The organism is Chromobacterium fluminis (assembly GCF_011602385.1).
Taxonomy (GTDB): Bacteria; Pseudomonadota; Gammaproteobacteria; order Burkholderiales; family Chromobacteriaceae; genus Chromobacterium; species Chromobacterium fluminis.
The window spans coordinates 18626-39407 of the sequence record NZ_JAAOMA010000007.1 but is presented as its reverse complement, the minus strand read 5'-3'; the positions used below and the strand labels follow the sequence as shown (position 1 = coordinate 39407).

Genomic DNA, 20782 nt, shown 5'->3' with positions numbered 1-20782 from the left:
GCTGAACGATGTGGTGGTGGCCGGTCAATGACGGGGTCCATGGCCCGCGGGGACGCGGCCGGCGGCGCTGGTTTCTCCTCTTTGGGGAGCGGGAGCGTGGAAGTGCCGCATCTTGCCATGTACTTGGTCTGCGTGGCTGCGGCTGTCCGCCGAGATGGCGGCGAGTTCTTCCACCAGGCTGGCGTTTTGCTGGGTGGCGGCGCTCAGTTGCTGGATGGTGGCGTTGATTTGGCCGACGCCTAGTGCTTGCTCATTGGCGGCGATGGCGATTTCCTGGATCAGGCTGGCGGTTTTGCCGCTGGAGGCGACGATGGCGGCGAGTTGCGCGCCGGCCTGGCCGGCAAGCTGAACGCCGCTGGCGGTCATGCCGCTGATTTCGCGGGCGGCCACCTGGCTGCGTTCCGCCAGCTTGCGCACTTCCTGGGCCACGACGGTGAAGCCGCTGCCTTGCGCGCCGGCGCGGGCGGCCTCGATGGCGGCGTTGAGCGCCAGCAGGTTGGTTTGATAGGCGATGTCGTCGATCACCAAGATGTGTTCGGCGATGCGCTCCATGCTGCGCACGGTGTGGTCGACGATTTCGCCGCCCTGGCGAGCGTCGTCCGCGGCCTGGGCGGCCATGGTTTCGGTGAGCTTGGCGTTGTCGCTGCTCTGGTTGATGGCGGAGGAAATCTGTTCCAGCGAGCAGGCGGCCTCGGCCAGGCTGGCCGCCTGTCCGCTGGTATTGAGTGAGAGTTGCTGGGAGCTGTGGCTGATCTGGGCCGACATCATCGACAGATGGCCGGCGCCGCGCTGGGAATCCGCTATCGCGCGGCTGAGCGTGGTGACGGTTTGGAGCATGGCTTCCGCCAAGCTGTCCGCCGGGTAGCCGCCAGGCGGGGCGGTGGCGGCTAGATCGCCGGCGGCCACGGCCCGCATCAGGTGGGTAACGCGTAGCGGTTCGTCGCCCAGCATGGCGAACAGGCGGCGGTAAATGGTCCAGAACATCAGCAGGCCGAGCGCGCAGAAGGCCAGCATCAGCCCGATGACGATGGCCATCCATAAGCCGGCCTGGGTTCGAGACTGGGCGACGGCTTGGTTGGTGCGCTGTTCCATCAGCTGATAGAACGCGTCCACCGGCTGCATGATGGCGGCTTTGTCCAGATGGTATTGGCGGTCGTGCAGGATGCGTCGGGCCAGCTCCGGATCGGGCGGCCCTTGCCGGGTGAAGCCGCCCTGGCCGTCGGCGAAGCGCCCCTTCATCGCGTTCATCGCCACGGTTTCGGTATTGACCAGGCGGTCTGAATTGGCCTGGGCCAGCCCGAGTTTGTCGAATTCCTGTTGAGTGAAGCCGGCCTGCCGCATCAGTTGTTGCAGCGGGACCGCCGGGCCGTCCGGCTGCGGTTTGCTGTCGTTCGCGGCCATGAAGTCCCAATAGATGCGGTTGTAGTGCTGAGGGCGCGGCTGCTGGCCGTTGCGGATGGCCAGCACGGCCCAGTATTGCCGTTCGTAGCGCGGGTCCGCGGTTTCCGCGTAGGTGCGAACCAGGCGGGTGAGGTCGTCCGAGCTTTGTCGCAGCTCGTTGGCGAGGAGATAGCTTTGATTGCGCTGAGATTCCGCCTGGGCTTGCAAGTCCAGTTCATGCCTTAAACGCAGAGTGCACAGCAGAAGCAGCAGCAAGAGCAGGGCGAAGACGCCGGCGCTGGCCGTCAACAGGGATTTGATGCTCAGTTTCATAGACCTCCCGCCATGCTGCAGTTGCCGTGTCCGCGCCGCCGCGCGCCAGGCCTGGTTACTCTTTTTTATAAAACAATCTGTTTCTTTACTAGTTCTAGTGTGGATACTCAAGTAAAAACATTGAGTTAACAGCGGCTTGGCGTTTGCTTGTGCGGCGGAATGATTTTGCATGCGGTTGGGGCAGGACCAGCCTGAGCGGCGAATTGAGCATTTACACGGCGGAGCAGCTGAAAAACCAGCTGCCGCCGCTACTGGCGCACGAGGCGGTGTCGCTGCGCTTTGCCGGGATGACGGAGGTAGACGGCTGCGCCTTGCTGCTGGCGTTTGGGCGGTAGCTGCGGCCGGTGCAGGGCATGGAGCGCGTTATTGCGCCGGGAGGCAGCATTTGTTGCTGCACCGTCGGCAGAAGCAGTTTGTGGCCGAGGTCAAGGGCGGGCCGCCGGTGGACGTGCTGTTTCGTTCGGTGGCGGTGAGCGCCGGCGCGCGCACGCTGGCTCAGGACGAGGCCTCTTGCGTGGTGTTCGGCATGCCGCAGGCGGCCATCGCCCGCGGCGGGCTGGACAAGGTGATCTGTTTGCAAGCCGCCTCGCGTCTGGGATAGGCAGGGCGCTCAAGATAGATACAGCGACGATAGGTGTTTTTACGTAAACACCCATGCTTATCCCCGCTTATTTATAAAAAAACCTTTAAAAACAAAGCGAGGCGGATTGCTTCGTCTGAAGAAAAAGCGATTATGCACTTGCTATGTGCAAACTACCAAAGCCAGCCGCATTGATTCGCGTTTAATTAGCGTTATCATCACTTTCCATATTCAGCGCTCGCCGCCGCTCTGGGCCGCCTGTCCCGGTGCGCCGCCGCCTGTCTATCTTTCCCCGCTCGCTCCGCATCACTTTGCGGCGCCGTCATCGCCTCTTGTCGATTACTGATTGATCCACTGCCTGGATTTGCGGCGCCGGTCCGGCGCGTCCCGGATGCACCGCCGGCGGGGAGTTGTTTTTGGAATGAATGTCGAGGGAATGCATCCGTATGAGTGTCTTGAACAAGGGCTGGGGCTTGCGGGCCAAACTATCCGCCGCTTTTACTTTGGTGAGCTTGCTGATTGTGGCGGTTTATTCGATCTACGCCTATCGCAGCACCGTGGACTCCGAAATGAAAGGCGTGGATCAGACCTTGCTGACCGCCGCCTACGCGGCGCGCCAGATGGTGGGCGAGAATTTCCACGATCAATTGCCGGACAGCAATCCCAATAGCCAGGCCACCACCAAGCAGTTGACCGATTTCGCGAGGGACAGCGGCTTGGCTTACGCGTATTCCACCATTCAGCGCGACGGTCGCGTGTTGTACACCAGTTCTTCCGCCAGCCCGAACGAGGTGAAGTCCGGCCAGTACCAGCAGTGGTTCCTGGCCGAGTACAAGGATGTGCCGGCTGGCCTGGCCGCGGCCTTGCGCAGCGGTTCCACCCAGTTTGAGGAATACCAGGGCGAGTTCGGCCTGTTCCGCTCGGTGTTCGTGCCGTTTACCTCGGCCAGCGGCATGCGCTACGTGGTGGGGGTGGACACCTCCTTGCAAAAAGTGGAGGCCTTGCGCACCCAGGTGTTATGGCAAAGCGGGGCGGTGGGCCTGGGCCTGTTGCTGATGTCCCAGCTGGTGGCCTTGCTGTTGGCCAATCGCATGGTGCAGCCGGTGAACGAGTTGAACGTGGCCTTGCAGCAACTGGCCGGCGGCGACTGGAACCTGGCGCGCAGCATGCCGGTGCGCAGCCGAGACGAAGTGGGCCGCATCGCGTCCTCCTTCAACACCTTCATGGAGGCGCTGCGTCAACGCCTGCTGGATATCCGCGGCGAATCCGACGCGGTGCAGAGCGAATCCCAGCATATCGACCAACTGGTGGGCGGCGTGGCCGCTCGCTCCGGCCAGCAGGCGGAAGACGTGCGCGGCAGCGCGGCGGCGGTGGAGGAACTGGCGGTGAGCATCGCCCATGTCTCGGAAATCGCCGAGGACGCGGCCACGCTGATGTCTTCGTTTGAAGGGCAGACCCAGACCACGGTGCAATACATTCAGAACGCGGTGGAGGGCATGCGGACGGTGCAGCAGGAAGTGACTCAGTTGGCTGGCAAGCTGGATCAACTGGATTCGCGCACCAATGAGATCAATATGATTGTGGCGGTGATCAAGGATATCGCTGATCAGACCAATCTCCTGGCCTTGAATGCGGCGATCGAGGCGGCGCGCGCCGGCGAACAGGGCCGCGGTTTCGCGGTGGTGGCGGACGAGGTGCGCAAGCTGTCCGAGCGCACCGCCAACGCCACGGTGGAGATAGGTTCGATGATTGATTCCGTGCAGCAGGATTCCGCTTCCGCCATCTCCGGCATGCGCGCGGCGGTGAACCGCGTGGACGCCAGCGTCAATCACGCCGGCGAGGCCCAGGACACCTTGCAGGGCTTTTCGGTGCAGATTCAGGGCGTGTCGCGCGGCATGGGCGATATCTCCGCGGCGGTGCGCGAGCAGGCCAACGCCTCCCAGCACCTGGCCGGCAGCGTGGAGTCGGTCAGCAGCTCGGCCGAGGAAAACCGGCTGGCGGCGGAAGAGGCGCAGCAGGGCGTGGTCAATCTGCTGGAGCGCGGGGTGTCTTTGCGCGGCGTGGTGCAGCAGTTCACGCTCTAAGCCATGGCGCGGCGCAGGGCCGCCATGCGCACGCAACCGCCCTTGGGCGGTTTTCTTTTTGTCAGATAAATGACATTGGCGTAAAGTGGCTCTTCATCCTAAAGGAAGGAGGCGGGCCATGGAGCGGGAGCTGTCGTTGTCGCATGCCGGCGCGGACCCGGCGCGCGGTCCTTTGATCATCGTGGCATCCAGCGGCACCGGCGGGGACATGCAGCCCTTCGTTGCGCTGGCGCGCGGCTTGAGCGAGCGCGGCCACCGGGTGCGGATGCTGGCGCCGGCCTTGCAGGAGGAAGCTGCGCGGGCGGCCGGCCTGCCGTACTGGCTGTTCGGCAGCGTCGAGCGGGAACAGGCGGCGTTGGACAACCCCGATCTATGGCATGAGCGCAAGAGCTGGGGCGTGCTCTGGGATAGCCTGGCGCCGGATCTGGACGCCTTGCGGGAGCGGGTGAGGGATCTGCCGGCGGATGAGGACTGCGTGGTCTTGTGCCACCCCGTCCTGGTGCCGATGGCGGCGCTGGCGCGCGCGGCGCGGTCGGATTTGCGCATTGTGACGGCCTATCTCGCGCCGTCCAATCTGTGCAGCCGCCACGACCTGCTCACCCTGGGCTCCTTGCGGATTCCCGGTTGCTTGCCGCCGGCCGGAGCCGGCCTGCTGTGGTGGGCGCTGCATCGCTGGTTCAACGCCCAGACCTTGCCCAGTCTGAACGCGGCGCGCGCAAAGCGCGGCCTGTCGGCGGAGCCGCATTTTTTCGAGCATATGCTGAGAGCCCCCAACGCCTCGATAGGCCTGTTTCCCCGCTGGTTCGCCGCCTTGCAGCCGGATTGGCCGCGGCCATTCTTCGAAGGGGATTTCCTGCTGCCCGCCGCGCAGCGGGGCGCGGGGCTGTCGGCCGAGCTGGAGGCCTTTCTGGCCGCCGGCGATGCGCCCGTCGTGTTCACGCCGGGCACCGGCCATCGGCACGCGGCGGCCTTCTTCGACGCCGCGCTGCGGGCCTTGCGGCGGCTGGGCCGGCGCGGGATTTTCGTCACGCCGCACGCGGCGCAGTTGCCGCCGGTTTTGCCGGCCGATGTGCTGTGGCAGGCGCACGCGCCTTTCGCCGCGCTGTTGCCGAGGGCGGCGGCGCTGACGCATCACGGCGGCGTCAGCACGATGGCGGACGCGATGCGCGCCGGGATCCCGCAATTGATCGTGCCTTACGCCTACGATCAGTTCGACAACGGCCAGCGCGCCAAGCGCCTGGGCGTGGCCGAGGTCTTGCACGCGCAGCGCGTGTCCGCGGGGAGAATGGGGCGTTTGTTGGCGCGTTTGCTGGCCGAGCCGGGCCCGGGTCCGGCCTGCCGCGAGCTGGCCTTGCGCATGGCGGCCGGCGCGGAAGCGACGCGGGCGCTGTTGGACGGCGTGGAGGAGGCTTTGTTGGGACAGGCTGCGCGCGGGGCGGAAAGCGCCGGCGCGACGCCGGCGCTGGCGCCGGGCTAGCGAGCGCTTGGGAGGTGCTTAGAAGGTGTTTACGATCTCGCGAACAAGGCGTTGCGGCTGAGAAAGCGGAGTGTACACACGGTACATGAGCATTTCGAAGGTGTACTCACCGTGTAACGTTCCACGCGCGCAGCAGATCGTAAACAGGTTCTTAGCTGAACAGCGTGCGCGCGCCCTCGTAACGGGCGGCGAAATAACTGTTGTCCAGCCGCGCCACGCGGATGGAGCTATTGGTGCGCGGCGCGTGCACGAACTTGCCGTCGCCGATGAAGATGCCCATATGGGAGAAGGGGCGGTTCATGGTGTTGAAGAACACCAGGTCTCCTACCCGCATCCGGCTATCCGGGATGGGCCGCGCCACGCCGGCGATTTCGGCGGCGGTGCGCGGCAGGGTGACGCCGACGGCGTTCTGGTAGATGTAGCCGACCATGCCGCTGCAATCCAGGCCGGCCTCGGGATTGGTGCCGCCGAACTTGTAGTCCAGGCCTAGCAGGCCCAGCGTGTAGATCAGGATTTCCCGGCTGGCGCCGTCGGCCTTCAATCCGGAGAGGCTGAGATCGCCGGAGGGGCGGGGTTTTCGGCCGCCCGCCACCTTGGAGGGGGTGGTGCCGCAAGCGGCCAGCAGGCCGGCCAGCGACAGCAGCGCGGCGCCGCGCAGCAGCGCGCGCCGGTCCAACGGCGAAGAAGGCGAAGGCGGCAAGGTTTTGCTCATTGTTGCTTTGACTCCAGTTCTTCCCAGCGCGCCAGCTTGTCCATCAGCAATTCGTCGATTTCCTGCACCCGGTGCTGCCAGGCGATGGCCTCCTTGGGCGTGTCGCGGTAGCAGTTGGGGTCCAGCAATTGCTGATTCAGGTTGGCTTGCTCGGTTTCCAGCGCGGCGATCTCGTCCGGCAGCGCGGCGAGCTCTCGCGTCTCATTGTAGGACAGTTTATTGCGCGCGGATTTGGGCTTGTCCTTGGCCTTTTCCTGCGGAGCGGCGGTTTCCTTCGGTTTTTCCACCGGTTTCATTGCCGCCATGCGCGCCTTGGTGTCGATCCAGTCCTGGTAACCACCTGGATACTCTTCCAGCCGGCCGTTGCCTTCGAAGGCGATCACCTGGGTGACCACGTTGTCGAGGAAGGCCCGGTCGTGGCTGACCAGGAACACGGTTCCCGAATATTGAGCGATCACGTCTTCCAGAAGTTCCAGCGTGTCGATGTCCAGATCGTTGGTGGGTTCGTCCAGCACCAGCACATTGGCCGGGCGGGTGAACAGCCGGGCCAGCAGCAGGCGGTTGCGCTCGCCGCCGGACAGAGAGCGCACCGGGCTGCGCGCGCGCTGCGGCGAGAACAGGAAGTCTTCCAGATAGCTCATTACGTGTTTCTTCACGCCGCCGACTTCCACGAAGTCGTTGCCCTGGCTGATGATGTCGGCCACGCTGCTGTCTTCGTCCAGCTGCTCGCGGAACTGGTCGAAATAGGCGATTTCCAGCTTGCTGCCTTGCTTGACGCTGCCGCTGTCCGCGTCCAGCTGGCCCAGGATCAGTTTGAGCAGCGTGGTTTTGCCGGCCCCGTTGGGGCCGATCAGGCCGATCTTGTCGCCGCGCAGGATGCGGGTGGTAAAGTCGCGGATCAGGGTTTTGCCCTCAAAGCCCTTGCTGACGTGCTCCAGTTCCGCCACCAGCTTGCCGGAGCGCTCGCCGGCGTTAAGCTGGAAGTTGACCTGGCCCACGCGCTCCCGCCGCGCCGAACGCTCGCGGCGAATGGCTTCCAGCCGGCGCACGCGGCCTTCGTTGCGCGTGCGGCGCGCCTCAATGCCCTTGCGGATCCACACTTCTTCCTGGGCATGGAATTTGTCGAAAATGCGGTTTTGCTCTTCCTCGATGGCCAGTTCTTCCGCCTTGCGCACATGGTAGCTGGAGAAGCTGCCCGGATAGCTGCGCAGAATGCCGCGGTCCAGCTCCACAATACGGGTGGCGACGTTGTCCAGGAAGCGGCGGTCGTGGGTGATCAAGAGCACGCTGCCGCCATAGCTTTTAAGCAGGTTTTCCAGCCATTCGATGGCGGACACGTCCAGGTGGTTGGTGGGCTCGTCCAGCAGCAGCACGTCCGGCTTGGACGCCAGCGCTCGCGCCAGCGCCACGCGTTTTTTCCAGCCGCCGGACAGTTCGCTGATCAACGCGTCCGGGTTCAGGTCCAGATGGGACAGGGTGGAGGAGATCAGCGCGTCGAACTGCCAGCCGTCGCGGGTTTCCAGCACGTGCTGGATGTGCTCCATCCGCGCCAGCGCCTGTTCGTGGTCCGCGTCCGCCTGGGTCAGTTGATGGGTGACCTGATGGTATTCGGTGAGCAGGATTTTCAAATCGCCCAAGCCTTCGGCCACGGCTTCGAACACCGTGTGCTCCGGAGCCAGCTCCGGCTCTTGCGGTACATAGGCGACGCTGACGTCGCCCTTGATGTTGACGCGACCGTCGTCCAGCGCCACCGCGCCGGCCACGCTTTTGAGCAGCGAAGACTTGCCGGCGCCGTTGCGGCCGATCAAGCCGACCACTTCTCCCGGTTCCAGCGCGAAATCGACGTTATCCAGCAATGCGTGGTGACCAAAAGCCAGGCAGGCTTTTTCGACGGTAATCAGAGCCATGGTGCGTGTTGTTTTCTGTATGGAAAAATGCACGGATTGTAACATGCCGGTCACGCTTCCACGCTTAGCGCCGCGCGGTTTGTGCTGTTACAATGCCGGCCAAACTTGAATGAAAGGCATGCTATGTACTTCGTTGACCGCTCGGTGGCCGTGATCAAACCGAAACAACCGTTCCTGGATTGGCTGAACCAGGCCCCGGACAACGACATGGATCTGGCGCTGGACAGCCTGCGCGCCGACTGCACCGTGATCCTGCTGCCGGAGTTCGACGAGCCGGAAGAGGGCGTCGCCTACATCGACGAGATCTATGAACAATTGTTCAAGATGGAACTGGCGTCCTGGTACGAGGACGAAGAAACATGGCCCAAGGATCTGTCCTTGAAAGCCTTCTGGGAATGGTTCGACGTGGAGATCCATTCCACGGTGATAGACAGCGTGGACGCCGACATCAGCAACAACCCGGCGCTGGATCTCTAAGCCATGAGCCGGCGGCAGCGGCTGGAGCCTTTCGGCTTCGAGTTGAGGCCCTCCCGCCTTTGGCTGTTGCTGGCCGCCGCCGCCGGCGCGCTGCTGGCCTGGGGGGTGATCCGTTATCTGCCGCCGCCCTGGCTGGCCTTGCTGCCGGTGGCGGCTTTCTTGCTCTGGCGGGCCTTGCGCGCCGACGGCTGGGGCGACGCCGGCCGTTTCAGGCGGCTTGAAGTGGACGGCCTGGGGCGTTTGACTTTGTGGCGCGAGTCCGCGCTGCCGGCGAGCCCGCTGGACGACTGCTTCGTCACCCCGTGGCTGACGGTGTTGAATGTGCGCGTCGGCGGCCGCCGGCGCGCATTGATGTTGTGGCCGGATTCGGCGCCGGCGGACGGCCGTCGCCGTTTGCGGACTTATTTGCTGTGGTTTCAAGCCGCGGACGATACTGAGACGAAATGACTGGACACAAGACTCTGGCGGAGTGGCTGAGCTGGCAGGAAAGCCTGCACGTCACCGCCATCGATATGGGCCTGGCCCGCGTGGAGCGGGTACGCGCCGCGATGAAACTGCAACCGTCTTGCCCTGTGGTGATGGTGGCCGGCACCAACGGCAAGGGCTCGGTCTGCGCGATGCTGTCCGCGATATTGCGTTGCGCCGGCTTCAAGGTGGGGACTTACACCTCTCCCCATATCCTGCGCTACAACGAGCGCATCGCGATTGACATGGTTCCGGCCAGCGATGAACGTATCGTTGCCAGTTTCGAGGCGATAGACGCCGCGCGCGGCGACACTTCTTTGACGTATTTCGAATTCGGCACCTTGGCGGCGGTGCACAGCTTCGTCGCTGAAAAGGTGGACGTGATCGTGCTGGAAGTGGGCCTGGGCGGACGTCTGGACGCGGTCAATATTTTCGAGCCGGACGTGTCGGTGGTGGTCAGCGTGGACATCGACCACCAGGCCATCCTGGGCGACAACCGCGAGGATATCGGTTTCGAGAAGGCCGGCATCTACCGCGCCGGCAAGCCGGCCTTGTGCGCGGACCCGAATCCGCCGCGGCGGCTGATCGAGCACGCGCGAGCCATCGGCGCGGACCTGAAACTGTACGGGCCGGATTTCGGCTATCAGCGCATGGACAACCAGTGGTCCTTCCATATGGGCGAGGCCCACCGCCACGCCTTGCCTCTGCCGGCCTTGCGCGGCGGTTATCAGATGATCAACGCCTCCGCCGCGCTGGCGGCGCTGGAGTGCTTGAAGCCTCGTTTGCCGGTGAGCCTGGGCGCGGTTAAACGCGGGCTGCTGGAGGTGGAGTGGCCGGGGCGCTTCCAGGTGATGCCGGGCCGCCCGGCGGTGGTGCTGGATGTGGGCCACAATCCGCACGCGGTCAAGGCGATGACGGCCAGCCTGAAACAGCTGCCCTTCGCCCGCAACCGGCTGGCGGTATTCTCCATGCTGGAGGACAAGGATCTGGAGCAGGTGGCGTCTTTGGCGCGGGAGGAATTCGACGTTTGGTTCGTCGGCGGCCTCGACATGCCGCGCGGGCAGAGCGGCGAGCGCATCGCCGCCAGGCTGGCGGAAATGGGCATCGCGCGGGTGCAATCCTTCGCCACCGTGGCGCAAGCTTGGTCGGCGGCCTTATCGCAGGCGGAGGAGAGTGATAGAATTGTCGTCTTTGGTTCCTTCCACACCGTTGCCGAGGTGATGGAAGCTCGGCAACACCCGGCTTGAGGAAAGCATGGCTTTATCCACCCACGAGGAGTTGATCCTGTTGCGCAAGCGCGCCAGACGCCGTCTGGTGGGCGCTGTGGTATTGGTTACCGTCGCCACCGTTGTTTTGTGGAATGTCGTGGGCCGCCTGCCCGAGCAGCAGATGAAGCCGGAATCCATAGAAGTGCTGGGAGCCGGGGCCTCCGCGCCGACGGCCAATCACGCCGAAGCGCCGGCGGGCACCGTGCCGCCGCCGGCCCAGCCGGCTTCCGCGGCGCTGGCTGAAGTCTCGCCCGCGTCCAAACCCGGCGCCACCGAACTGGCGGCCAATCTGTCTTCCATGACGCCGGCCGTGCCGGCGGCGCAACCGGCCCCCGCGCTCAAACCGGAGCCCAAGCCGGAAGTCAAACCCGAGCCGAAAGCGGAAGCCAAGCCCAAACCCGAACACAAGCCGGAGCCCAAACCGGCCAAGCCTGAAGCCAAGCCCGAGCATAAAAAGCCTGAGATCAAGCTGGATGAAAAGCCGGCGCGCAAGCCGGACCCGGCGGCTATCCTTGAGGGGCGCTTCGACTCGCTGGACAAGCCCGCGGCGAAGAAAGAGGAGCCCGCCGCCAAGAGCGAGGGCAAATCGGTGATCCAGCTGGCGGCGCTGTCGGACCCGGAAAAGGCCGACGCCTTGAAGTCCAAGTTGTCGTCGATAGGCGTGTCCGCCCATTTCAGCAAGGTGCAAACCAGCAAGGGCGAGGTGACTCGGGTGCGAGTAGGGCCGTTCAACAGCCGCGCCGAGGCGCAAGCCACTTTGCAGAAGCTGGCCAAGGCCGGTGTTAACGGCATTATCGTGACCAAGTAGCCGTCATGACCATCTTCGACTATATTGCCATCGCCATCATCGCCGGCTCCATACTGGTGGCGATGATGCGCGGCCTGGTGGCCGAAGTGCTGTCACTGGGCTCCTGGCTGATCGCTTTCTGGTGCGCCAAGCAGTTTTCGCCGGTGGTGTCGGCGTTTTTGCCCGGCGAGCTCAGTTCGGAAGGCTTGCGGCTGGTGGCTGGTTTCGTGGCGGTGTTTTTCCTGGCCTGGCTGGCCACGGCCTTGCTGCGGGTCACGCTGACAGGCATGCTGGACAGCGTGGGCCTGGGCGGGGTCAATCGATTGTTTGGGGCGGTGTTCGGCCTGGCTCGCGGGCTGGTGCTGGTGACGGCCCTGGTTTTGGTGGGCGGCTTGAGCGATCTGCCGCGACAACCCATGTGGAGGAATGCCGTGCTCTCGGCGCCATTTGAATCAGTGGCCTTATCATTAAGGCCCTGGTTACCGGCGATGCTGGCCGATAACCTCCACTACACCGGGTAGCTGGTGAACAAGGCGGAATATCTTGATATCTTCACTTCAAGATTCCGCCTTTTTCTTTGTCTTGTTTTTTTGTCCGTTTCTTTAGTTGTAGGGAAGAGAGCAAAAGATGTGTGGAATTCTAGGCGTGGTCGGTCAGGCTCCGGTCAACCAGTTGCTGTATGACGGTTTGCAGGTGCTGCAACATCGAGGTCAGGACGCCGCCGGCATCGTGACCACCAATGGCAAGACCTTTCACATGCACAAGGGCAGCGGCATGGTGCGAGACGTGTTCCGCACCCGCAATATGCGCTCCCTGCTGGGCACCGCCGGCATCGCCCACGTGCGCTATCCCACAGCCGGCTCCGCCTCCTGCCTGGCCGAGGCGCAGCCGTTCTACGTCAATTCGCCGTTCGGCATCGTGCTGGCGCACAACGGCAACCTGACCAATACCGAAGAGCTCAAAGCGGACATGTTCCGCCACGACCTGCGCCACATCAACACCAACTCCGACTCCGAGGTGCTGTTGAATGTGTTCGCCCATGAGTTGACCCAGCGGCTCAGCGGCAACGAGCTGAACGTGGACGCGGTGTTCGGCGCCATCGAGGCGGTGCATCGTCGCGTACGCGGCGCCTACGCGGTGGTGGCGATGATCGCCGGTTACGGTCTGGTGGCCTTCCGCGACCCCAACGGCATCCGCCCGCTGGTGATAGGCACTTGCGTCAACAGCGGCAAGACCGAATACATGTTCGCGTCCGAGTCCGTGGCGCTGGACTGTTCCGGTTTCAACCTGCTGCGCGACGTGCAGCCGGGCGAGGGGGTGTTTGTCGGCTTCGACGGAGAATTCCACGCCCGCAGCTGTGCCAGCGAAACCCGCCACGCGCCCTGCCTGTTCGAGTATGTCTACTTCGCGCGCCCGGATTCGGTGATTGACGGCGCCTCGGTCTACCAGGCGCGCATCGTGATGGGCGAGAAGCTGGCGGAGAAAATCCGCCGCGCCTTGCCGGAACTGGACATCGACGTGGTCATGCCCATCCCGGACACCAGTCGCCCCAGCGCTTTGCAATTGGCCAACCACCTGGGCCTGCCTTACCGCGAAGGCTTCATCAAAAACCGCTATATCGGCCGCACCTTCATCATGCCGGGCCAGGCGGTGCGCAAGAAATCGGTGCGCCAAAAGCTCAATCCGGTGGCTTGCGAATTCAAGGGCCGCAACGTGCTGCTGGTGGATGATTCCATCGTGCGCGGCACCACCTCCAAGGAAATCGTGCAGATGGCGCGCGACGCCGGCGCCAAGAAGGTGTATTTCGCCTCGGCCGCCCCGGCTGTGCGTTTCCCCAACGTCTACGGCATCGATATGCCGACTCGCGCGGAACTGCTGGCCACCGGTCGCAACGAAGCCGAGATCGCGGAAGAGATCGGCGCCGACGCGGTGATCTATCAGGATCTGTCCGCGTTGGAAGAGGCGGTTAGCAGCGTCAACCCCAAGCTAAGCAGCTACGAAACCTCCTGCTTCAACGGCGAGTACATTACCGGCGACATCACTCCGGCCTATTTGGACGCGATCGAGGCCGAGCGGCTGGATGGCAAGGCGGGGGCGGAGCATAGCGGCAGCGAGCAGATGATTGACTTGAATCTGAACGTGGCCGAGCAGAATTTAATGTGATAGTGATTTAAATTCCGAACGGCGGCGGGCATTGCCCGCCGCTTTTTTGTCTGTGGCCGCGACGCAATTTGGCGACAGCCACCCTGACAATGCCTGAGTCTTGCGGTATTTCGCTTGCCAAACCCGTTTCCCATATTGAATATTTGATGCCATAAGCCGATAAAAACCCGGCGTGATAAAGCAGATGCGTAAACTGGTCTAAATTAATATGTATTTAAAACTGTTTACTTGTTAGTCTGCCTTTGACGCGCCTGATATTGAGGAGTGGATATGGATGACATTCTGGAGATGCTGGTTGCGCGGCAAGCCGCGCTGGAGAGAATCATCGAAGGCCTGGTGCTCACCATGAGCCAAAGCGGCGCCATCAAGTTGCAGGACTATCTGAAGATAGGGCAGTTGATGCGGCTGAACAGCGCGGTCACGGATTCCATCGACGTGGCCGACAGCCTGCGCCGCATCAACGCGCGCTTGCAAACGCACGCGCAGGGCGGGCTGGATTCGATGAACGCCTTGTTGCGGGAGACCATGCTGTTCGCTCAGGCCGCGCCGCCGCAGCGCGACGCATTGCAGCAGGGGTTGGGTGTGAAGGCGTCGTTGGAAATCAGCGCCCAACTGGAAGAGCTGTTGCAGCGGCGCGCAAGACGGCCGCGAAAACCCACCCGGGCCTAGCGCCGCGTCAAACTTGAGAGCCGAAGTTAGAGTACTCTCCGCTTTGCGCCAGGCGAAACAGAGCGGACTTTCGCAACGGTTCTCAGAACGTGTTTACGATCTCGCGAGCTAAGGCGAGACAAGGCGAAAATGGCTGAGAAAGCGGAATGTACGCGTGGTACATGAGCATTTCGAAGCGGGTTTCAACGCTGTATCGCCGACGCGCTGCAGATCGTAAACAGGTTCTCAGGGGAAGCGCGTTGCGGCCGCGTCTCCCGCCGGCGCCAAGCGCAGATAGGAAGCGCGCGACGGATCGTGGCGGTCCACCATGACTTCCACCTTCTCGCCGGCACGCGGCATATTGCCCAGGTCTATCAGTTGTTCAATCGTCAGTTCCCGGCCGAAGCCGTCCTGCCATACCTTCAACTCCAGACGCATCATCGGCACTTGGTTCACCAGCAAGCCGGTTTGCCGGATTGACAGCACGTCGGCGTTGAGCCGGATACCGTCTTTCACGCTTTCGCGCTGCCAGGGACCGGGCAGGCCGCGTAGCTGCGAGGTCCAGTCGAAAGAGCGAAACAGCAGAAAACCGGTGATGGCCAGCGACAGCACGGTCACTCCTATAGACAGGAGTACGGAAAAACGGATCCAGGACTCGAACATCGGCGTCTCCCTTGCAAAGCGCGGGCGGCGTTGGAGGCAGAGCCGTCGCCGCGGGCGAAACTGACAATATTAAGCACTTTATGGAAGCATGGGATTCGTTTGGAATGACAGAAGTTCCCGAATTTTTTACGCGAAGTGCATCCGCCGTACGCTCTCACGTTGGGGCGGCTGCCGTTTTTGCTCTCTCGGCACATTCAAAATGAATACAATGGCATTTTTTGGGGGTGTGGTTCTTTGTTGTGTGACTAATTCATCGTGGAAATTAAGAAATCGGCATATTTCCGGGAACTACCTCAAAGGTACTCAATCACAAAGTATTGCTTACTATAGAAGCAAGCCAGTCTTCACAATGTTTTAGTTAGCCCTTTCGCCGGCGGGCATCGCGCCGGCAGAGGGCCTCACCGGCTCCAGCCCCGCCATTCAGAGCGGTGGAGCCGACGCGAAGCAGCCGGCCCGCAGAAACGCCGACGCTTCGCACATTGGCCAAGGCCAGGGGAAGAGAATCATGCCAAGACGTCCGTTGCTCTCGCCATTGGAACGCGCCAGCTTGCTGGAGCCTCCCGAAGACGAATATGAGCTAGATCAGTTAACCGCTTTCAGCGAACAGGATTTCGCTTTGATCCAGCAGCACCGCGGCAGCGCCAATCGGCTGGGGGTGGCCGTGCTGCTGTGCTATTTGCGCCACCCGGGCATCGCTTTGGATGAGGGCTGCCAGCCTGCTCCGCGGTTGTTGCGGCGGGTAGCGGCCGCCTTGGGCGCGAAGGAGTCGGATTGGGAGCGCTACGCCACCCGGGATCAGACCCGGCGCGAACACTTGGTCAAGCTTTACTCTTATCTGGGGTTGAGGCCGTACCGAGCGGAGGACGGCCAGGCGGCATTGCGCCATCTGACCAGGCAGGCCAATCAAACCGATCAAGCGTTGACCTTGGCGCAAGCGATGGTGTCCTGGTTGCGCCAGCGCCGCATCGTTCTGCCAAGCATAGGCGTGATAGACCGTAGTTGCGCGGCGGCGCTGACTTTGGGCTCGCGCCAAGTCTACGCTCGGCTCAACGATGCTTTGAACGCCTGCCAGCGCGAACGGCTGGATGCTTTGCTGGAGTTGAGGGAGGGTGGAAAACTAACGACCTTGGCTTGGCTGCGTTTGAACTCGGATCGGGCGCGCGGCGCGGCGCCGCAGCTGGAGCGCTTGAGGGTGGTGGAAGCCTTGGCTCTGCCGACGCATTTGACTCAGTTGGTGGGGCCGGGGCGGATGCTGGAGTTGGCCCGCTCGGGCGACGGCATGAGTTGCCATGACCTGGCCGAACTTGAGCCGCAGCGGCGCATGGCCACGCTGGTGGCCATTGTGTTGCAGGCGCGCGCCGCTTTGCTGCGGATGCTGCAGAATTTGGAAAAATTGAAGGCGATCGATGCTTTGTCGTTGCCTGCGGGCTTGCAGAATCTGGTGTCGCAACAGCGAATGGGCAAGCTGGCGGCGGAAGGGCGGCAAATGAAGCCCAAAGATCTGGCCAAGCTGGAGCCTCGCCGGCGCATGGCCACTTTGCTGGCTTTGGTTTTGGAATTACGCGCCGCTTTGGTCAAGGAAATCCTCGATCTGCGAGAGCGTCTGGTGGGCAAGTCCTTGGAGGCCAACGAGTTTGCTTGAGTAGACTTGATCGAGCGCCGAATTTGACCTGGACGCAAATCTAAATCAGGCGATCGCAGACGATAATAAACCCCGTCATTGACGGGGTTTATTATTTTCATCGCCGGCAAGAAGAATAACAAAAATTACTCAACACTTACCAAGTTAAACAATCGTTTATTTTATTGCTTGAGATTAGGGATAACCCTAATCTTGTTTTTAATTTATGCGAATAAGGCGTTAAGACGTGCTCAATCATCTAAATATGCTAACGTGCAAAAATGGCGTCATTCCCAATGAATGGATTTTGTGTATCAAATGCAACAATCTTTGACCAAAATGTGAATTTGCACCTTGCGCTTTTGAGCGGGTCGCCGCTCGGTGCGCATCGATTTTTTAAGTATTGGCTTAATAAAACTGAAATGCGAGGCAAGTTGTCAGAGAGCGAGCTGTTTATGCCAATTTACATTAAGTAAATCACAGTATAAAAAACTTTTCTCAAAATTGTCCTAATAAGTATGTATTTTACACATTGCCCAACGCTAACTCTTATTCTTTGAGAAGGCCGGCGACGCGGATGAAAGCAAAGGGCGAGACAATGCGCGCAAGCACGCGAGCGCGGCTGCCCAGCACTTGCGCGTCTCCGTCGGCATCCATAGAAAATGCAAATAAAATCCGAAGCTTGTGAACGAGGCGCCTGTTTTTTAAAGCCTGATTGAAAATCGACGCCGATTAAGCTTTTCGCAGCGTTCATGTCTTGTCTTTTTGTCCGCCGCTCCCTCTCTGTCAAGCCTTTCCTTCAACGACTCCGTTACGCAATTCGGTGATCGCTTGCATGCATGTCCGTCATGAAAAACGGATTATGCATTTGTATTGTCGTGCGATTTTCCCCCATTTCCCCTTTGTTTACCGGTAAACCCGCCATCGGCCATTTATTTGGACAGACCCAAGCGTTTGCTTATAACTTTGTTCTCGAGTTTTTGTGAAAGGGGCCGGGCATTTATCGGCGCCTTATTCAAAACATTGAGACTGTCCTGTGCAGGGCAGCAGCCGGGATCGAACTTTCGCCATGAACGCTGAAACCATGAGCTACGCCACCGCCGATATCGCCTTGCCGGAAAGTCCGGTCTTGGACGAGCTGGATTTCGACGCCGATTTTGCCCGCGTCGACGCCGCGATCTGCGAATACGACGCGGTGGGCCACGTTCCCCTGCGCAAGGGCGCGGAACCCTTCCACTGGACCAGCGTGGAGAGCGCGTGCCGCGCCTTGTTGAGCAAGGCGGCGGATGTGCGGGTAGGGGTTTGGCTGCTGCGCGCCGCGGTGGCTCAGAGGGGGCTGGCCGGTGCGGCGGAGGGGTTGACGGCGTTGGGCGCGATCGCGGCGCAGCCGTTGGAAAAGATCCGCCCGGCCGGCCAGCCGGACGCGCCGGCGGGCGAAACCCATGCCTTGCATCTGGCCTGGCTGTGCGGGCCGGCCTTCCTGCATCAACTGACGCATAGCCGGCTAAGCGCGGACAGCGAGGTCAGCGTGGGCCACTTGACCAAGAACCCGGCCGCTGCGGGGCCGGCGGCGCGGGAGCGGGCGTTGGGGGACTTGTCCCGGCTGCGCGCCGGCCTGGCCGGCTTGACGGATTTGAGCGAGAGCGAAGGCTTTGCCGAGCAGTTTGACTGCGCCGGTCTGATCGCCTTGCTGGATGAGCTGGAAGCGGCGCTGACGCCGACGCTTGCCGCGGTCCCCGTAGAGGCGCCCGTTTTGCGCGAGGCCACCCAGGCGGCGCGCGCGCTGCCGGCCGGCGCCTTGAAGAGCCGAGAGGAGGTGGCGGCGGCGCTGGACTTGATCGTCGCGTATTTCCGCGAGCACGAGCCGGGACACCCGGCGCCGATCTTTCTGCTGCGCGCCAAGCGGATGTTGGGCGCGGGTTTTGAAGAGTTGATGGCGGAGTTGTTCGCCGAATCGGATGCGCTGGTGGCGAAATTGGATCGCCCCCGGTCTTTACAAGGGTAGTCAAGCAACATTAGGGAAAGGACATATGCCATGGCGCGACAGAAGGATGCGCAGAAGTTCATCGGGGAAAGCCGTGCGCCCCGCGTGCAGATCGAATACGACGTGGAAGTTTACGGTTCGCAGAAAAAGGTAGAGCTGCCCTTTGTGGCTGGGGTGTTGGCGGATTTGTCCGGCGACAACACCGAGCCGCTGGGCGCGGTGGAAGACCGTCGTTTCACCGAAATCGACGTGGAGAACTTCGACCTGAGGATGGCGCAGATCGCGCCGGAACTCAGCTACCACGTGAAGAACGTGATCACCGACGACGGAACCTTGATCCCGATCGACTTGAGCTTCGACTCCATGGAGTCTTTCGAGCCGGCCGCGGTGGTGAAAAAGATCCCCGAACTGGCGGTGCTGTTGGACGCGCGTAGCCAGTTGAAGGAATTGTTGACCTATATGGACGGCAAGGTGGCGGCCGAGGAGTTGATCGAGCAGCTGCTGAAAGACCTGCATTTGCCCGCGGACGACGCCGCCGCGCCGGGCGAGGCGGCCCAAGCCGACGGGGAGGCAAGATGAGCACTCATGCCGAGATGCTGGCGCCGGTCGCGGCCGGCCAGACTGAAACGACGGTAGACGACGGACTGAAGGACATCCTGCGCCGTTCCTTCCGACCCCGCACCAATGAAGCCGCCGAGGCGGTGCAAAGCGCGGTGCAGACCTTGCTGGCCTATGCGCGCCGCAGCCGGGTGGTGGTGCGCGAGGACGTGGCGCAGACGGTGGAGCAACTGGTGGCCGAGCTGGACCGGAAAATCTCGGAACAACTGACCCTGGTCTTGCACAACGAGCATTTCCAGAAGCTGGAAGGCGCCTGGCGCGGCCTGCACTACCTGGTGTCCAACACCGACACCACCGAGAACCTGAAAATCCGCTACCTGAACGTGTCGAAGAAAGAGCTGGGCAAGACCCTGCGCCGCTACAAGGGCGTGGTGTGGGACCAAAGCCCGATCTTCAAGATGATCTACGAGCAGGAGTACGGCCAGTTCGGCGGCGAGCCCTTCGGCTGCTTGATCGGCGATTATCACTTTGATCACAGCGCCCAGGACGTGGCCTTGCTGACCGAGATGTCCAAGATCGCCGCCGCCGCGCACTCGCCCTTTATCTCCGCCGCGGCGCCCAGCCTGTTGCAGATGGACGACTGGAGCGAGTTGGGCAACCCGCGCGACGTGTCCAAGATATTCACCGCCACCGAATACGCCTTCTGGCGCCGGCTGCGTGAAAGCAATGATTCGCGCTACTTGGCGTTGACGCTGCCGCGCTTCCTGGCGCGGGTGCCTTACGGGCCCAAAACCCAGCCGATAGAGGAGTTCGGCTTCGAGGAGAAGGTGGACCCCAACCGCGCCAGCGATTTTTGCTGGGCCAACTCCGCTTACGCAATGGCGGCCAACATCACCCGAGCCTTCAGCACCTACGGCTGGTGCACCAAGATCCGCGGCGTGGAGTCCGGCGGCGCGGTGGAAGTGCTGCCCAAGTTCGTACTGCCGTCCCAGGACAAGGAAGTGGAGTTGCATTGCCCCACCGAGATCGCCATCTCCGACCGCCGCGAGCACGAGTTGTCCGAATCCGGCCTGATGCCGCTGGTTTATCGCAAGAATTCGGACATGGCGGCCTTCATCGGCGCCAAGACCGTGCACCGGCCGGCGGTGTACGAGGACGACGACGCCACCGCCAACGCCAATCTGTCGTCGCGGCTGCCCTATATCTTCGCCACCTGCCGCTTCGCCCATTACCTCAAATGCATCGTCCGCGACAAGATCGGCTCCTTCAAATCGCGGGAAGACACCCAGCGCTGGCTCAACGACTGGCTGATGAACTACGTGGACGGCGACCCGAGCATTTCCAGCGAGATCACCAAATCCAAGCGCCCGCTGTCCGCGGCCGAGGTGTTGGTGGACGAGCTGCCGGACAACCCCGGCTATTACCGCGCCCAGTTTTTCCTGCGCCCGCATTTCCAGCTGGAGGGCTTGACCGTGTCGCTGCGGCTGGTTTCCAAGCTGCCGTCGGCCAAGCAGGAGGTCGCCCGCTGAGAACCCGCTCCACGTTCGCCGCGCGTTGGCGAAACGGCCTTGGAAACCGTTTCCAAAGGCTCAAGCACTACTCGCGCATTGCGTTTTCTCAAGCGTTTTCGGCTTGTCTTTCCCCGGCTTGCGAGGCTGTGAGCGGGGTTTGACAG

General features: G+C 62.2%; 19 protein-coding genes. 15 read left to right on the top strand and 4 right to left on the bottom strand.

Translation table 11 applies throughout. The features are described 5' to 3' along the window. Positions 1–24: 24 nt before the first annotated feature. On the bottom strand, positions 25–1713 hold the full coding sequence (locus tag HA052_RS06925) for a methyl-accepting chemotaxis protein (RefSeq protein WP_166451348.1): 1689 nt from the start codon (positions 1711–1713) through the stop codon (positions 25–27). 203 nt (positions 1714–1916) lie between these two features. Between HA052_RS06925 and HA052_RS27915 the strand changes: the two genes are divergently transcribed. From HA052_RS27915 to HA052_RS06910, 4 genes are all read left to right on the top strand, one after another. Then, entirely contained in the window at positions 1917–2048 is a 132-nt protein-coding gene (locus HA052_RS27915) for a hypothetical protein (protein WP_277345076.1), read from the top strand. Between the two features lie 50 nt (positions 2049–2098). Then, positions 2099–2314: a chemotaxis protein CheB gene (locus HA052_RS27570; protein WP_346774543.1), complete on the top strand. Its 216-nt coding sequence runs from the start codon at positions 2099–2101 to the stop codon at positions 2312–2314. A gap of 425 nt (positions 2315–2739) precedes the next feature. Then, positions 2740–4377 carry a methyl-accepting chemotaxis protein gene (locus tag HA052_RS06915; protein WP_166451346.1) on the top strand — a complete coding sequence of 546 codons (1638 nt, stop codon included), beginning with the start codon at positions 2740–2742 and terminating at the stop codon, positions 4375–4377. Between the two features lie 118 nt (positions 4378–4495). Continuing rightward, positions 4496–5854, top strand: coding sequence for a nucleotide disphospho-sugar-binding domain-containing protein (locus HA052_RS06910; RefSeq protein WP_166451345.1), 1359 nt, complete (start codon positions 4496–4498; stop codon positions 5852–5854). Between the two features lie 151 nt (positions 5855–6005). Here HA052_RS06910 and HA052_RS06905 read toward each other — a convergent pair whose 3' ends face one another. Beyond that, positions 6006–6566 (bottom strand): C40 family peptidase, encoded by a 561-nt coding sequence (locus HA052_RS06905; RefSeq protein ID WP_081549764.1) that lies wholly within the window; start codon positions 6564–6566, stop codon positions 6006–6008. Continuing rightward, on the bottom strand, positions 6563–8473 hold the full coding sequence (locus HA052_RS06900; RefSeq protein WP_166451344.1) for an ATP-binding cassette domain-containing protein: 1911 nt from the start codon (positions 8471–8473) through the stop codon (positions 6563–6565). Before HA052_RS06900 ends, HA052_RS06905 begins: the two co-directional genes overlap by 4 nt. A gap of 123 nt (positions 8474–8596) precedes the next feature. On the opposite strand from HA052_RS06900, the gene HA052_RS06895 reads away from it, so the two are divergent. From HA052_RS06895 to HA052_RS06865, 7 genes are all read left to right on the top strand, one after another. After that, positions 8597–8950, top strand: a complete 354-nt coding sequence (locus HA052_RS06895) for a hypothetical protein (RefSeq protein ID WP_081549760.1) — start codon at positions 8597–8599, stop codon at positions 8948–8950. Positions 8951–8953: 3 nt separating this feature from the next. Next, the gene (locus HA052_RS06890; RefSeq protein WP_166451343.1) at positions 8954–9397 is read left to right on the top strand and encodes a protein YgfX; all 444 of its coding nucleotides are present in this window, start codon (positions 8954–8956) and stop codon (positions 9395–9397) included. Beyond that, positions 9394–10662, top strand: a complete 1269-nt coding sequence (gene folC, locus HA052_RS06885) for a bifunctional tetrahydrofolate synthase/dihydrofolate synthase (protein ID WP_166451342.1) — start codon at positions 9394–9396, stop codon at positions 10660–10662. Before HA052_RS06890 ends, folC begins: the two co-directional genes overlap by 4 nt. 7 nt (positions 10663–10669) lie before the next feature. Further along, on the top strand, positions 10670–11491 hold the full coding sequence (locus HA052_RS06880) for an SPOR domain-containing protein (protein ID WP_166451341.1): 822 nt from the start codon (positions 10670–10672) through the stop codon (positions 11489–11491). A 5-nt stretch (positions 11492–11496) separates the two neighbouring features. After that, complete coding sequence (locus HA052_RS06875; RefSeq protein WP_048415279.1) at positions 11497–11991, top strand: CvpA family protein; 495 nt, start codon at positions 11497–11499, stop codon at positions 11989–11991. Positions 11992–12097: 106 nt separating this feature from the next. Then, complete coding sequence (gene purF, locus HA052_RS06870; protein ID WP_166451340.1) at positions 12098–13633, top strand: amidophosphoribosyltransferase; 1536 nt, start codon at positions 12098–12100, stop codon at positions 13631–13633. Positions 13634–13903: 270 nt separating this feature from the next. Further along, a complete protein-coding gene (locus HA052_RS06865) occupies positions 13904–14302 on the top strand; it encodes a hypothetical protein (protein ID WP_081549748.1) in 399 nt (132 codons plus the stop codon). A 225-nt stretch (positions 14303–14527) separates the two neighbouring features. Here HA052_RS06865 and HA052_RS06860 read toward each other — a convergent pair whose 3' ends face one another. After that, complete coding sequence (locus HA052_RS06860) at positions 14528–14944, bottom strand: hypothetical protein (protein ID WP_206118805.1); 417 nt, start codon at positions 14942–14944, stop codon at positions 14528–14530. A gap of 505 nt (positions 14945–15449) precedes the next feature. Here HA052_RS06860 and HA052_RS06855 point away from each other — a divergent pair. The 4 genes from HA052_RS06855 (at position 15450) to tssC (ending at position 20636) form a co-directional block, all read left to right on the top strand. After that, positions 15450–16586 (top strand): DUF4158 domain-containing protein, encoded by a 1137-nt coding sequence (locus tag HA052_RS06855; protein WP_166451339.1) that lies wholly within the window; start codon positions 15450–15452, stop codon positions 16584–16586. A 1048-nt stretch (positions 16587–17634) separates the two neighbouring features. Continuing rightward, positions 17635–18570 (top strand): type VI secretion system protein TssA, encoded by a 936-nt coding sequence (locus HA052_RS06850; protein WP_166451338.1) that lies wholly within the window; start codon positions 17635–17637, stop codon positions 18568–18570. A gap of 30 nt (positions 18571–18600) precedes the next feature. Beyond that, positions 18601–19128: a type VI secretion system contractile sheath small subunit gene (gene tssB, locus HA052_RS06845; RefSeq protein ID WP_081549744.1), complete on the top strand. Its 528-nt coding sequence runs from the start codon at positions 18601–18603 to the stop codon at positions 19126–19128. Further along, the gene (gene tssC, locus HA052_RS06840; RefSeq protein WP_240937297.1) at positions 19125–20636 is read left to right on the top strand and encodes a type VI secretion system contractile sheath large subunit; all 1512 of its coding nucleotides are present in this window, start codon (positions 19125–19127) and stop codon (positions 20634–20636) included. Before tssB ends, tssC begins: the two co-directional genes overlap by 4 nt. Positions 20637–20782: the final 146 nt, after the last annotated feature.

Excerpts from the sequence above, each read along its gene's own strand:
- HA052_RS06860 (WP_206118805.1), bottom strand. The coding sequence starts at position 14,944 with ATGTTCGAGTCCTGGATCCGTTTTTCCGTACTCCTGTCTATAGGAGTG.
- HA052_RS06910 (WP_166451345.1), top strand. The coding sequence starts at position 4,496 with ATGGAGCGGGAGCTGTCGTTGTCGCATGCCGGCGCGGACCCGGCGCGC.
- tssC (WP_240937297.1), top strand. The coding sequence starts at position 19,125 with ATGAGCACTCATGCCGAGATGCTGGCGCCGGTCGCGGCCGGCCAGACT.
- tssB (WP_081549744.1), top strand. The coding sequence starts at position 18,601 with ATGGCGCGACAGAAGGATGCGCAGAAGTTCATCGGGGAAAGCCGTGCG.
- folC (WP_166451342.1), top strand. The coding sequence starts at position 9,394 with ATGACTGGACACAAGACTCTGGCGGAGTGGCTGAGCTGGCAGGAAAGC.
- HA052_RS06905 (WP_081549764.1), bottom strand. The coding sequence starts at position 6,566 with ATGAGCAAAACCTTGCCGCCTTCGCCTTCTTCGCCGTTGGACCGGCGC.
- HA052_RS06890 (WP_166451343.1), top strand. The coding sequence starts at position 8,954 with ATGAGCCGGCGGCAGCGGCTGGAGCCTTTCGGCTTCGAGTTGAGGCCC.
- HA052_RS06865 (WP_081549748.1), top strand. The coding sequence starts at position 13,904 with ATGGATGACATTCTGGAGATGCTGGTTGCGCGGCAAGCCGCGCTGGAG.
- HA052_RS06915 (WP_166451346.1), top strand. The coding sequence starts at position 2,740 with ATGAGTGTCTTGAACAAGGGCTGGGGCTTGCGGGCCAAACTATCCGCC.
- HA052_RS06895 (WP_081549760.1), top strand. The coding sequence starts at position 8,597 with ATGTACTTCGTTGACCGCTCGGTGGCCGTGATCAAACCGAAACAACCG.
- HA052_RS06855 (WP_166451339.1), top strand. The coding sequence starts at position 15,450 with ATGCCAAGACGTCCGTTGCTCTCGCCATTGGAACGCGCCAGCTTGCTG.
- HA052_RS06875 (WP_048415279.1), top strand. The coding sequence starts at position 11,497 with ATGACCATCTTCGACTATATTGCCATCGCCATCATCGCCGGCTCCATA.
- HA052_RS06850 (WP_166451338.1), top strand. The coding sequence starts at position 17,635 with ATGAACGCTGAAACCATGAGCTACGCCACCGCCGATATCGCCTTGCCG.
- purF (WP_166451340.1), top strand. The coding sequence starts at position 12,098 with ATGTGTGGAATTCTAGGCGTGGTCGGTCAGGCTCCGGTCAACCAGTTG.
- HA052_RS06880 (WP_166451341.1), top strand. The coding sequence starts at position 10,670 with ATGGCTTTATCCACCCACGAGGAGTTGATCCTGTTGCGCAAGCGCGCC.
- HA052_RS06925 (WP_166451348.1), bottom strand. The coding sequence starts at position 1,713 with ATGAAACTGAGCATCAAATCCCTGTTGACGGCCAGCGCCGGCGTCTTC.
- HA052_RS06900 (WP_166451344.1), bottom strand. The coding sequence starts at position 8,473 with ATGGCTCTGATTACCGTCGAAAAAGCCTGCCTGGCTTTTGGTCACCAC.